Origin of the sequence: Candidatus Vesicomyosocius sp. SY067_SCS001 (assembly GCF_014706615.1) — a bacterium.
Lineage (GTDB): Bacteria > Pseudomonadota > Gammaproteobacteria > PS1 > Pseudothioglobaceae > Ruthia.
In genome coordinates this window covers 434,883-449,255 of the sequence record NZ_CP054877.1, presented here as the reverse complement: position 1 = coordinate 449,255, position 14,373 = coordinate 434,883, and the positions used below count along the sequence as shown (strand labels likewise).

Genomic DNA, 14,373 nt, shown 5'->3' with positions numbered 1-14,373 from the left:
ATATTCTCTTTTAGAGATGATTTCTTCTCCTATACCTTATTCATTTATAAAAATGAAAGATTCTTCTTTAAGATATTAATCTTTATATCTTAAAGAAGAATTTACTTAAAAACAATCTTTTTAATAAAATTTTAACAAATTGTAGGCATATTATGCTTCATTCATAAATACCATAATTTGTACAGTACAATATGTAATCATTATTCCATAATTTAATAACAACTTATTAACTTAATTTTATACTTGCCTTTAAGTATATTGACTTTTACATACTCACTTTTTTTAATACCAACTCAAAAAGTACGTATATACGTGTGTACTTCACATCACCACTTAACTTTTCAATATTATTATTAATGTTACGATAAAACTAGTTATCAACACAATAAAATAGGCCTTATTAACCAAATCAATTTTGGTGATATAGTATAATAACGAAGTTTAATCCATCTCGCTACTTTAATGGAAAAAACTTACAATCCAAAACAAATTGAAAAAAAATTTCGCTTACTTTGGAAAGATAAAAACCTATTTTCTTCTAATTCAAATACCAGTAGCAAAAGTGCATACTGCATTATGCTACCACCACCAAATATTACTGGCTCTTTACATATGGGGCACGCGTTTCAACATACAATTATGGATATATTAACGCGTTATCATCGCGCTAATGGAAAACAAACCCTTTGGCAGCCAGGTACGGACCATGCAGGTATTGCCACGCAAATGGTAGTTGAACGTCAATTAGCAACACAAGACATTACTCGTCATGAGATTGGTCGTGAAAAATTCACTCAAAAAATTTGGGACTGGAAAGCACAATCTGGTGGCACAATCACTTCGCAAATGAGTCTCTTAGGATTTTCAGTAGATTGGGAAAAAAATAGATTTACAATGGATAATGGCTTATCTAACGCCGTTAAAAAAGTCTTCATACAACTATTTAAAGAAGGATTGATTTATCGTGGTAAACGTTTGGTTAATTGGGATCCAATATTACACACTGCTATATCTGATCTTGAAGTCATTAACACCGAAGAGCAGAGCTCACTTTGGTACATACGTTATCCTGTTACCAATACTAATAAAGTAATAATTGTTGCAACCACACGCCCTGAAACTATCCTAGGCGATAGTGCCATTGCTGTTCATCCTAACGATAAACGTTATACACATTTGATCGGTAAAACCATTGATTTACCCCTAACCAACCGAAAAATTCCAATCATTAAAGATGATTATGTCGATATTAAATTTAGTACAGGATGCGTTAAAATTACTCCAGCCCATGATTTTAACGACTATGAGTTGGGTCTTCGCCATCATTTAGATGTTATTAACATCTTAACTGATGATGCTAAAATTAACAACGTGATTACTAGTGCCTACACAGGTATGGATAGATTTAAAGCTCGTAAGCAAATCATTCAAGATTTAGATAATCAAGGTTTACTAGAGAAAATTGAGCCACACAAATTAATGATACCGCGTGGCGATAGAACAAATGCAATTATTGAGCCTTATTTAACCGATCAATGGTTTGTTAAAATAAAACCATTAGTCCAACCTGCCATTGATGCAATTAAAAACAGAGATATTCGTTTCATTCCTGAAAACTGGAGTAAAACTTACTTTAACTGGATGAACAATATTCAAGATTGGTGTATCTCTCGCCAAATTTGGTGGGGACATCGTATTCCTGCGTGGTATGACGACAAAGGTAATATCTTTGTTGCAGACTCACTTAAACAAGCACAAAAACAAGCAGGAGAAGGCATAATACTCACTCAAGATAAAGATGTGCTTGATACTTGGTTCTCCTCTGCTTTATGGCCATTTTCAACCCTAGGTTGGCCAGAAAAAACACCTGATTTATCTCGTTTTTATCCAACCAATGTGTTAGTCACTGGCTTTGATATTATCTTTTTTTGGGTTGCTCGTATGATTATGTTTGGACTTAAATTTACAGGAAAAGTACCTTTTAAAGATATTTATATTACTGGATTAATCAAGGATGGACAAGGACAAAAAATGTCAAAATCTAAAGGTAATGTTCTTGATCCAATTGATTTAGTCAATGGTATTACCTTAAAAAACTTACTTGAAAAACGCACACAAGGATTAATGCAATTTAAAATGGTAGAAAAAATCAAAAAACAAACTAGAAAAGACTTTGCTAACGGTATTCCCGCTTTTGGCACTGATGCATTACGCTTCACTTTCGCTGCTTTAGCTTCTTTTAATTGCGATATTAAATTTGACCTAAAGCGTATTGAAGGTTATCGAAATTTTTGTAACAAACTTTGGAATGCTTCACGTTTCGTATTAATGAATCTTAAAGGTAAAACTATTGATACTAATGCACATTTATCAACAGCTGATAAATGGATTCTATCTCGTTTACAAAATACAAAAATAAATGTTGAAAAGCATTTATCTGACTATCGTATTGATTTAATGAGTCAAACTTTGTATGAATTTATTTGGCATGACTATTGCGATTGGTATCTTGAATTATCTAAGCCTTTATTACAAGATAATACAACTAAACCAGGTACACAAGCTACTTTAATCAAAGTACTAACCGAAATAGTAACTTTATTACATCCTATCATTCCGTTTATTACTGAGGAAATCTTTGAGCAATGTAATGTAATTACAGGCTGTAATAATACAAGCTTAATAATTCAACCTCACCCAAAAGTAATTAATAATTTAATATCCGCTAAAGTAGAAGCAGAAATTAAATGGCTACAAACCTTTATTTTAAGAATTCGACAAATTCGTGGTGAAATGGATATTTCACCTTTAAAATGGCTGCCTTGTTTTGTACAAAACTTTAACTCCAAAGATGAACAATATATAACTAACAACATAAATATTTTAAATTCACTAGCAAAAATAGAAAGTATTAATAAACTAACAACTACCGAACAAGCACCAGAATCAGCTACTGCCTTGGTTAATAATATGAAAATATTCATTCCACTAGCTGGATTAATTGACAAAAGCCAAGAAATAATTCGCCTTAATAAAGAAATAGGAAAATTAGAAAAGCTGAAAAGTCAATTTAAGAGTAAATTAGACAATGATAAATTTATAAAAGGTGCGCCTAAAACAATTATTAATATAGAAAAAGAAAGATTAGCTACAACACTATCCGCCATTCATGATTTTAATAATCAACTTAACAAGATATCCAGCTTATGAATTTAATTAAGTATTTGTTATTAACACCCATGCTATTTAGCACACTTATGTCAATTGTTAACGCTAAATCATTTGTCTATATTACTGACCAGGTAGATATTCCAATGAGAGAAGATAAAAGCTTTAATAATAACATAATACGGTCTTTTTCTTCTGGAGAAAAATTATATATCTTACAAACTACTAAAGACGGCTGGACTCAAGTTAAGCATAAAGAATCAATAGGCTGGGTTATATCAAGATATTTATCTAATAATCCACCAGCAAGAATAAAGCTAGACAAACTTAAGAAAAAATATAATTCTAATCAATTACTAAGTATAAAACAAAGTAAAAGAAATACAGAACTGGAAAAACAAATTAAAATACTAAAAAATCAAAATACCAAGCTTGTTATACAAGATAACAAATCTAAAGCTGAAAAACAACACATTGAAAAAATCTATAAAGATGCACTAAAGCTTGAACATTATAATGAAAAACTTTCTATAAAAATATTACAACTAAAAGCTGAGATTCAAATATTAGAAAATAACAACACTGCCACACAGAATTATAGTTCTCGAAACTGGTTCATTACAGGTGGTTTAGTATTATTCTTTGGCATAATAATAGGTCTAATTCTTTCAAATTTTGTTAACCGTAGGAGATATTAATGAATTTACTAAAAACCGCATACACATTTGATGACGTATTACTAGTACCAAAATACTCAAAAATCATACCAAAAAAAGTAAACCTAATAACACAATTAACTAAAGATATCACTCTTAACATACCCATTCTTTCAGCAGCAATGGATACTGTCACTGAATCTAAACTAGCTATTGCCCTTGCTCAAGAAGGAGGGATTGGAATTATTCATAAAAATATATCAGTAGAGGAACAGGCTAATGAGGTTCACCGTGTCAAACGTTTTGAATCAGGTATTATTAAAGAACCAATCACTATATCACTGAAAGCAACCATTGCTGATGTTCTTAAAATGCAGCAACAATACAATATTTCTGCCTTACCTGTAGTTGAAGGTAACACTATTAAAGGCTTAGTTACAGGTAGAGATGTAAGGTTCAAAACCCACTTGAACGAATTAGTTAAAAATGTCATGACCCCGCAAAACAAATTGATTACCGTTCAAGAAGGTACAGACATAAACAAAGTAAGATCATTATTGCAAAAGCATCGTATTGAACGAATCATTATCACTGATAATGCATTCAATCTTAAAGGTATGATTAATGTAAGCGATATTCAAAAATCAACAGACTTCCCCAATGCCTGTAAAGACTCAGAAGAACGTTTACGTGTAGGTGCTGCTGTTGGTGTTGGTACTGGGACAAGCAAGCGTATTAATGCACTTATTGAAGCAGGTGTAGATGTCATTGTTATTGACACTGCTCATGGACATTCTCAAGGTGTACTTAATAGGGTTGTAAAAACTAAAAACAAACATCCAAACGTGTCTATTATTGCTGGTAATATTGCCACAGGCGAGGCAGCACTAGATTTAGTAAAAGCAGGTGCAGATTGCGTAAAAGTAGGTATTGGTCCAGGTAGTATTTGTACTACTCGTATTGTTGCTGGTGTAGGTATACCCCAAATCAGTGCTATTTCAGAAGTGGCAGATGCACTTAAAGACACAGGTATACCACTAATTGCTGATGGTGGTATACGTTATTCTGGTGACATTGCAAAGGCATTAGCTGCTGGCGCATACTGCGTCATGTTAGGCTCAATGCTAGCAGGTACTGAAGAATCTCCAGGCGAAGTTGAACTTTACCAAGGTCGTTCTTATAAATCTTATCGTGGCATGGGTTCATTAGGTGCAATGAACCAAGCACACGGTTCATCTGATAGATATTTTCAATCAGACTCAAAAGCCGATAAACTAGTACCAGAAGGAGTAGAAGGACGTGTTCCATTTAAAGGTTCTATACGCCCTATCATTCACCAAATGATTGGTGGTGTTAAATCTTCTATGGGTTATATTGGTTGTGATACATTAGAAAAAATGCGCACAAACTCACAATTCGTACAAGTTACCTCAGCAGGTATGGTTGAATCTCATGTTCATGATGTATCTATTACAAAAGAAGCATCAAATTATCACCAATAACCATCAGAATTTCTCGCCAATATTTTTGTTTATTTAGCTAAACAAACACCATAAAAAGTAATCTATTTTGGAAAAATTTTAATCAATTTTTAATTAAACTTAATTTAGAAAAATACCAACTATTTAGCCTCAACCCTTAATTCTAGTATCCAAATATAAGCATCTAAATAGGTTTGGTTAGTTGTAGAATTATATTTCAAGTTTACGTATTTTTCTCTACAGAAAATTATAACTAGCATAACAAACACTTCAATAGCTCTATACAATATTAGAATTGATTTTACTAAACTATTACAATATCTAATAAATCATCTTTTGATACTTTAGTTCATAACTATTTACAGCAGTAAAATCATTAACTAAAAAGTTACTTTTGAATTTAACTAATCTAAATAATACATTACCCAATAAATACAAAATTCTAGACACTTTAACATGATGTCTATTTTCCCCATTGTAAAATTACCACAATGAATACAAGCTGTATTAAATTCATTCTCAATCAAAGATTTAATAAGTATAATAATTAAGTTTTATGGTTTAATTGAGCGTAAGTTTTACATAAAATATATTCATTATAGGCAAAGAGAAATTTACTTATTTTAGAGGTTTGAATATATTTCAAATAAAGCTTATTAAGTTCAAACCATAAACTTCTTTTTTTAATTTTTCTTTGGAGATTCTCATGGGTATGAATATCAAAACAAAAAGCTTCACTATGGGCAAGCACATAGTGACATTAGAAACAGGGCGTATTGCTAGACAAGCACATGGTGCAGTACTGGCCAGTATGGATGACACGCAAGTATTGGTAACCGTTGTTAGATCTAAAGAAACACGACCTGGACAAGATTTTTTTCCACTGTCTGTTGATTATATTGAAAAAACTTACGCAACCGGAAAAATTCCTGGCAGTTTTCTAAAACGTGAAGCAAGACCTAGTGAGAAAGAAACTCTAACATCTAGATTGATTGATCGTACTATTCGTCCACTATTTCCGAATGGTTTCATGAATGAGATACAAGTAATTATTACCGTTGTTTCTGCTAATTCTGAGGTTAATCCAGACATTATTTCAATGTTAGGTGTATCTGCTGCACTAAGTATTTCTGGTGTGCCATTTAGTAAACCAATTGGCGGTTCTCGTGTTGGCTATTCTAATGGTAAATATATTCTTAATCCAACTTATATTGAATTGACTAATTCAGATTTGGACATGGTGGTTGCAGGCACTGATAAAGCAGTATTAATGGTAGAGTCAGAAGCTAATGAACTTTCTGAAGAAATTATGCTAGGTGCAATCATATATGCACATGAACAATACCAAGTTGCCGTTACTAATATTGCTGAATTTACCACTGAGGTTGGCATGCAAAAATTGGACTGGACAGCACCTATAACTAATGAAGTTTTATTAAGTGATATCAAATCAAAATTTGGCAAAAAAATTAATAAAGCCTACCAAATCAAGGAAAAACTTGACCGTCATGCCAAAATTGATAAAATCAGAATGGCTGCAATTGAAGCATTGGAGAATGAAAATGAAAACGGAAATTCTGCCGAAGAAGTTAGCAAATACTTTAAAGAGGTTGAAAAATCAACCGTACGTGAGCGAATCTTAAATAATGATTCTCGTATTGATGGTCGTAACAATAAAACTGTTCGTGAGTTAAAGATTGAAACAGGTATTCTAAAGAATACTCATGGCTCTGCTTTATTTACTCGGGGTGAAACACAAGCCTTAGTTGTAACCACTTTAGGCCCTAAGAGTGATGCCCAATTAATTGAAAAATTAGAATCTTCCGAGCGTCAAAATGATTACTTCTTGTTACATTACAACTTCCCGCCATATTGTGTGGGTGAGACTGGTCGCTTAGCTACAATTAAGCGTCGTGAAATTGGTCATGGTCATCTAGCGCGCCGGGGTATTACTGCTTGCTTGCCTTCAATTGAAGAATTCCCGTACACAGTACGTGTAGTCTCAGAAATTACCGAATCTAATGGTTCTAGCTCTATGGCTAGTGTTTGTGGCTCATCATTATCATTAATGGATGCAGGTGTACCAATAAAAGCACCAGTAGCAGGCATTGCAATGGGTTTAGTTAAAGAAGATGATAGATTTACTATATTGACTGATATTTTAGGTGATGAAGATCACTTAGGTGATATGGATTTTAAAGTAGCAGGAACATCACGTGGAGTAAATGCATTACAAATGGACATTAAAATCCAGGATATTACCCATGAAATTATGGAGATCGCTCTAAAACAAGCTAAAGAGGCAAGATTAAATATTTTAGGTCAAATGAATCAAGTTATTTGTGAACCTAATACGTCAAACAAAAATACACCTAAAACTACTATTATTAAAATCCAAACTGATAAAATTCGTGATTTAATTGGCAGAGGTGGAGAAACCATTAAAGGTATTATCTCAACTTCTTGCGCTAATATTGATGTAGATGATAGTGGTAATGTTAATATTTTTTCCAATAACCAAAAATCCTTTGATACAGCAGTGCAAATGGTAAAAGATGTTACTGCTACACCTGAAGTGAATAAAGTTTATACAGGTAAAGTTGTTAAAATTGTTGAGTTTGGTGCTTTTATTAACATCATGCCTAACCAAGATGGTTTGCTACATATTTCTGAAATTTCTCATGAACGTATTGAAAAAGTAAAGAATCATCTTAGAGAAGGTGATAAAATTGATGTAAAGGTTATAGGTTTAGATAGAGGTCGTATTAAATTATCTCGTAAAGCTTTATTAGAAAAATAATTTTTACAACCTCAAATTAATAGTTCTTGCACGTGAGAGAAATATTTTCATACAAGAGTAAATTTAGTTTTATTATAAGTATTTACTAAACAAATTTATTTATACTGTCATTGGATTAGGTTTACTGATATTAATCTTATATTTTTTAATCGCTTTTGTAAAAATTGAAATTTCAATCTTCCCTTCATCTGAAAGCGCTTTTAATGCTACTATCGTTATGTATTTAGCATTAACTTCAAAAAATTCTCTAAGTGCAGCTCTTGAATCAGAACGACCAAAACCATCTGTTCCTAACACTTCGTATCGATTAGGAACATACTTACGGACTTGTTCGGCAAAATTACGCATGTAGTCAGTTGCTACGATTATCGGTCCATTGGCGTCTTCTAAACATTTTGTAATATAAGGTACTTGTTTTTTAATACCACTTGTATTAAAACGATTGATTCTATCAATATCTTGTGCTTCACGTGTTAATTCATTAAAACTTGTAACTGACCAAATACTGGATTTCACCCCCCAGTCATCAGCTAACATTTTTGCAGCTTTTTCTACCTCTCTTAAAATAGTTCCAGAACCCATTAATTGTACTTCTATCATACTTTTGCCAATGGTTTTTAATTTATACATGCCTTTAATAATACCATGTTCAGAATTTTTTGGCATTTCTGGGTGAGTATACAACTCATTCATTACAGTAATATAATAAAAAATATTTTCATGTTTTTCATACATTCTATAAAGACCAGAATGAATAATTACCATCAATTCGTAACCATAAGTTGGGTCATAAGAAATACAGTTTGGAATGGTATTTGCCACTAAATGAGAGTCACCATCTTGATGCTGTAAACCTTCACCATTAAGTGTTGTACGTCCTGCAGTACCGCCAATTAAAAAACCTTTAGCTTGCATATCTCCAGCCGCCCAAACCAAATCCCCTACACGTTGGAAGCCAAATTTAGAATAATAAATATAAAATGGGATCATAGTAGTATTATGTGTTGCATAAGCCGTTGCGGCTGCAATCCAATCAGAAATTGCACCTGCTTCATTAATTCCTTCTTGTAACACTTGACCTTTCTTGTCTTCCTTATACCACATAACTTTATCTGAATCTTCAGGTTGATAAAGTTGCCCAGAAGCAGAATAGATACCTAATTGTCTAAATAAACCCTCCATACCAAAAGTACGTGCTTCATCAGGAATAATTGGTACAATTTTAGGGCCTAACTGCTTATCACGAACTAATAATGTTATAACCCGGTTAAATACCATTGTGGTTGACATTTTACGGTCTCCACTTGATTTTAATAACGTTTCAAATACATTCAGTTTAGGTATTTTTATTTGTTCTAAATCAAACGCACGTACTGGCAAAGAACCTCCTAGTTTCTTACGTTTAGCACGCATATAAACCATTTCTTCACTATCAAGTGCTGGCTTATAAAAATTTAAAGACTTAACGTCTTCTTCAGTAACTGGAACATCAAAGCGTTTAGCAAAAATTTCAACTTGTTTTAGTCCTATTTTTTTTTGTGAGTGGGTAGTATTTTGTCCTTCACCAGCCTCACCCATACCATAACCTTTAACCGTTTTAGCCAAAATAACCGTTGGTTTGTCGTGACATGCTTTAGCAGAATGATAAACTTGAAACACCTTATAAGGATCATGACCACCACGATCAAGATGATAAATTTCATCATCACTCATATCTTCAACCATGGCTAATAATTCAGGATACTTACCAAAAAAATGTTTACGTACATAAGCCCCATCTTTAGCTTTATAAGCTTGATATTCGCCATCCACCACTTCTTCCATGCGTTTTTTTAAGAGTCCTTGAGTATCTCTGGCAAATAATTCATCCCACTTACCTCCCCAAATAACTTTAATCACATTCCAACCAGAACCATGAAATACACCTTCTAATTCTTGAATAATTTTTCCATTACCACGTACAGGACCATCAAGGCGCTGAAGATTACAATTAATAACAAAAATAAGATTGTCTAATTTTTCACGACCTGCCATTGATATAGCACCTAATGCTTCTGGCTCATCAGTTTCACCATCACCTAAATATGCCCAAACAGTACGCTTGTCAGTTTGTTTAATTTCACGGTGATGAAGATATTTCATAAATCGTGCTTGAAAAATTGCCATAATTGGACCCAAACCCATTGAAACTGTTGGAAATTGCCAAAAATCTGGCATTAACCATGGATGAGGATAAGAAGATAAACCTTCCTTTCCAACTTCTTGACGAAATTTAAGCATCTGATCCTCAGTAATACGTCCTTCTAAATAAGCACGGGAATAAATACCTGGAGATATATGTCCTTGAAAGAAGACAAGATCTGCACCCTGATGTGCATCAGGCCCACGATAAAAATGATTAAAACCAACTTCATATAAAGTTGCGCTTGATGCAAATGAAGCAATGTGTCCACCTAAATCATACGGCAACTGATTAGCCTTTACTACCATTACCATAGCATTCCAACGAACAATAGCTGAAATTCTTTCCTCAATATCTTCATTAATATCAGTTACAACTTCTTTTTCTTTAGAAATACTGTTTAGATAAGAGGTATTAATATCTTTTGGTAAATCTATCCCTTCGTTATACGCCATGTCTATTAATTGATTTAACAAAAACTTAACACGATCATCGCCTTCAATACGAATAACAGATTTAAAAGCTTCTAGCCATTCCTGGGTTTCCAAAGGGTCAATATCTTGAACTAACATAATAATGTATAATTTATTTAAAAAAAACCAATTATCCCAAAATTATTATATCTTTAGAGTCTACTTTATAAAATATTTAATAAATACAAATGAGGCAAAAAAACCAATCAAAGCAAATACAATTTGTCCTATTTCGTTAATTGTATATAAGATACTACCTAACACTCCGCCTATAAATAATGATAACAATGGTAGTATGTAAAGTTGAAAAGCACGTAAAAATAATTTACTTGAAGAAATTTCTAATGTTACAAAATCACCAGCTAAAATATTATCTCGATATGGCCTGTTAAACACAGAATAATAATTAGACAATATCCCTGTACCACAACTACTAGTTGATTCGCAACTATTACAACCGCTTGAGCGATCAACTTCAAGCGTCATCATTTTATTGTCAATTGCAATAACTTTAAACTGTTCTTTCACTTAATTAGTTTTATGTTTAAAATAAAAGCTTTATTGTACACTATCTTATTGAATTATGAATATTTCACAATCAATTTTTAAAGCTTATGACATCCGTGGTATTGCTAAGCATGATTTAACTCCTGAAAATGTTAAACTTCTCGGTTTAGCAATTGGTAGCGAATCTATTTCTAAAGGTGAACGTAATATTGTTATTGGTCGTGATGGTAGACTCAGTAGTCTTGATTTAATGCAAGCTTTAACAGAAGGTCTTAAAAAAAGTGGGTGTCATATTGTGGATATTGGTATGGTAGTAACTCCTTTGGTATATTTTGCAACGCATACTAAGGTTAGTACTTCAGGTGTAATGATTACAGGTTCACATAATCCACCAGAATATAATGGTTTTAAAATCATAATTGCAGGAGAAACACTCTCGGGTGAACGTATTCAAGCGCTTTATCAGCGTATTCAGATTGGTGATTTTTCCTCAGGTCATGGAACTTCAATTAAAGTTAACATTGAACAAGATTATATTAAGCGTATTACTAATGATATTAAATTAGACAAATCATTTAGTATTGTTGTTGATGCAGGAAATGGAGTTGCAGGTAATATTGCACCAAAACTATTTGAACAATTAGGTGTTAAAGTAACAAAATTATTTTGTTTAGTTGATGGTAACTTTTCTAATCACCATCCTGACCCTTCTAAACTTCATAACCTTGAATATATTATTAAAGAAGTAAGAAATACAGGTGCAGACATGGGCTTTTCCTTTGATGGTGATGGTGATAGATTGGGCTTGATTGACAACAAAGGAAATGTAATCTGGGCAGATAGACAAATGATCTTATATTCAAGAGATATTCTCAAGCGTAATAAAGGTGCCAAGATTGTTTTTGATGTTAAGTGTTCATCACTGTTATCCAAAGACATCATCAAACATAGTGGCGAAGCCATTATGTCACGCACAGGACATAGTTTTATTAAAGCTAAATTAAAAGAAACTGGTGCAGCACTTGGTGGAGAAATGAGTGGACATATCTTCTTCAAAGAGCGTTGGTATGGATTTGATGATGCGCTTTATACAGGTGCTAGGTTGCTTGAAATTTTATCAAAAACAAAAAAAACTTGTGCCGAAATATTTTCTGAATTACCTGATAATGTCAATACACCAGAAATTAATATTCATTTTGAACAACAAGGAGAACAATTTAATGTCATGAATAAATTAGCTAAAAATGTAGATTTCCCTAATGCAAAAATTACCACTATTGATGGTATTCGTGTTGACTATGACAATGGCTGGGGGTTAATTCGCCCTTCTAATACTACGTCTTGTTTGGTTCTTAGATTTGAAGCAGATAGTCAAAAAGTGTTAAATGAAATTCAAGGAAGATTTAGAATTTGGCTAAAGAATAACAATATTTCTACTCAATATTTTTAATAATAGGATTAATTACAGTTAAAATCTAACCTAACTAAGAATAAGACTAGAAATTAAAGATATACCAATATTTTTGACAAGTTAACATTATGTATAGATATTAATTAAAGTTATGCATAAATATTAAGAGATATACAATATACATCTATAATGGATAATACCTCACCTGTACCAGAACAATCCCATAAATGTATACAAATCAAAACTTCTCTATAAATGAACAAAAACCGACCAAGCTATAATACTATTTAGTAAAATACTAAAAATACCACTAAATAAAATTTTTCTCAATTAATAATGAAACCATTAAACTAAAAAACAATTAAGTGATATTTTTAAAAACTTCCATTACTAAACAATCAAAGTCGCTAAAGATAAAAAAGCTAAAAAACCGATAACATCAGTAATTGTCGTCAAAATAACCCCACCGGCAAGTGCTGGGTCAATTTTAAATTTAATTAGTAGTAATGGTAAAAATGCACCTGAAAAAGCAGCAAAGATTAAATTAACAATAATCGCCAACGCTATTACTAGGCTTAGCATCAAATCTGTAAACCAAATATAAGTTACCACACTAATAATTAAAGACCAGAAAATACCATTTAAAACCCCAATTGCAACCTCTTTATTCATTAATACTTTAAGGTTAGTCTCTGTTACCCTGCCTGTTGCTATACCACGTGTTACCAAGATAAGTGTTTGTGTACCAGCAATACCACCCATTGATGCCACAACTGGCATTAAAATTGCTAATGCAATTTTTTCTTGTAAAGTAGCTTCAAAAAGACCGATAAAAAATACAGCAATAAAAACTGTAATTAGATTAATTCCAAGCCAAATACTACGACGCTTAGCACTTTGTATAACAGGAGAAAATACGCCCTCATCTTCATTCAAACCAGCCATTGACATAACTGAGTGTTCAGCTTCATCTCGAATAATATCAACCACATCATCAATGGTTATACGGCCTATAAGCTGGTTACTTTCATCAACCACAGGAGCAGATATTAAGTTCCTCTGTCCAAATAGACTAGCTACTTCATTATCAACAGTAGTAGCTAGAATAGGTTTTAATTTTTTGTTTATGAGTAGATTAATATTTTGTTCAGCTTCATTAGTTAATAAAGTAGCAATATAAATAGAGCCCAGGTATTGATAAGATTTATTAACCACAAATACTTGATCAGTATCAATCGGCATTTCTTTTAACAAACGTAGATAACGAATAACTGTACCTACTGTCACATTACTACGTACGGTAATAATATCAATATTCATTAAACCGGCAGCAGAGTTTTTAGGATAAGATAAAACTCGTTTTAAGTGATCTTTATGTTTATAATCCAATATTAATAATAAGTTATGTATTTCTGATTCAGGTAATTTAGGTATAATATCAGATGGATTCTTCGTATCCAAGATTTCTATAGTCTTTACAATATTAGCAATATCCGTTTTACTTAACAAGTAAGATTCAACATTTTCATTTTCATTTTCATTCAAATTTTTAATAATATCACTTTTAATTCCAAATCAATATTTAACCAAACTTGAATCCTGTCTTTAGACGATATACTTTCTAACAAACTAACAATTTCAAGTGTGTGTAGCTCAAACAAAGATAAGAGGTTACCTCTTTATATTTTAAGTTCT

The 14,373-nt window shown here is 32.2% G+C and carries 8 protein-coding genes; 5 read left to right on the top strand and 3 right to left on the bottom strand.

The genetic code is table 11. The features are described 5' to 3' along the window. The first annotated feature begins 462 nt into the window (after positions 1–462). The 4 genes from HUW60_RS02155 to pnp all read left to right on the top strand — a co-directional run bounded on the left by HUW60_RS02155 (position 463) and on the right by pnp (position 8,105). Complete coding sequence (locus tag HUW60_RS02155) at positions 463–3,210, top strand: valine--tRNA ligase (RefSeq protein ID WP_190600795.1); 2,748 nt, start codon at positions 463–465, stop codon at positions 3,208–3,210. Continuing rightward, entirely contained in the window at positions 3,207–3,866 is a 660-nt protein-coding gene (locus HUW60_RS02150) for a TIGR04211 family SH3 domain-containing protein (protein WP_190600794.1), read from the top strand. The genes HUW60_RS02155 and HUW60_RS02150 overlap by 4 nt, the downstream gene beginning before the upstream one ends. Next, positions 3,866–5,326, top strand: coding sequence for an IMP dehydrogenase (gene guaB, locus HUW60_RS02145; RefSeq protein ID WP_190600793.1), 1,461 nt, complete (start codon positions 3,866–3,868; stop codon positions 5,324–5,326). Before HUW60_RS02150 ends, guaB begins: the two co-directional genes overlap by 1 nt. A 685-nt stretch (positions 5,327–6,011) precedes the next feature. Next, positions 6,012–8,105, top strand: coding sequence for a polyribonucleotide nucleotidyltransferase (gene pnp / locus HUW60_RS02140; protein WP_190600792.1), 2,094 nt, complete (start codon positions 6,012–6,014; stop codon positions 8,103–8,105). A 99-nt stretch (positions 8,106–8,204) separates the two neighbouring features. Here the strand turns inward: pnp and aceE are convergent, their stop codons facing one another. After that, entirely contained in the window at positions 8,205–10,859 is a 2,655-nt protein-coding gene (gene aceE / locus HUW60_RS02135) for a pyruvate dehydrogenase (acetyl-transferring), homodimeric type (RefSeq protein WP_190600791.1), read from the bottom strand. Positions 10,860–10,919: 60 nt separating this feature from the next. Beyond that, a complete protein-coding gene (locus tag HUW60_RS02130; RefSeq protein WP_190600790.1) occupies positions 10,920–11,288 on the bottom strand; it encodes a SoxR reducing system RseC family protein in 369 nt (122 codons plus the stop codon). Positions 11,289–11,343: 55 nt separating this feature from the next. Between HUW60_RS02130 and HUW60_RS02125 the strand changes: the two genes are divergently transcribed. After that, positions 11,344–12,717, top strand: a complete 1,374-nt coding sequence (locus HUW60_RS02125; RefSeq protein ID WP_190600789.1) for a phosphomannomutase/phosphoglucomutase — start codon at positions 11,344–11,346, stop codon at positions 12,715–12,717. Between the two features lie 351 nt (positions 12,718–13,068). Here the strand turns inward: HUW60_RS02125 and HUW60_RS02120 are convergent, their stop codons facing one another. After that, positions 13,069–14,223, bottom strand: a complete 1,155-nt coding sequence (locus HUW60_RS02120; RefSeq protein WP_238924522.1) for a magnesium transporter — start codon at positions 14,221–14,223, stop codon at positions 13,069–13,071. Positions 14,224–14,373 lie beyond the last annotated feature (150 nt).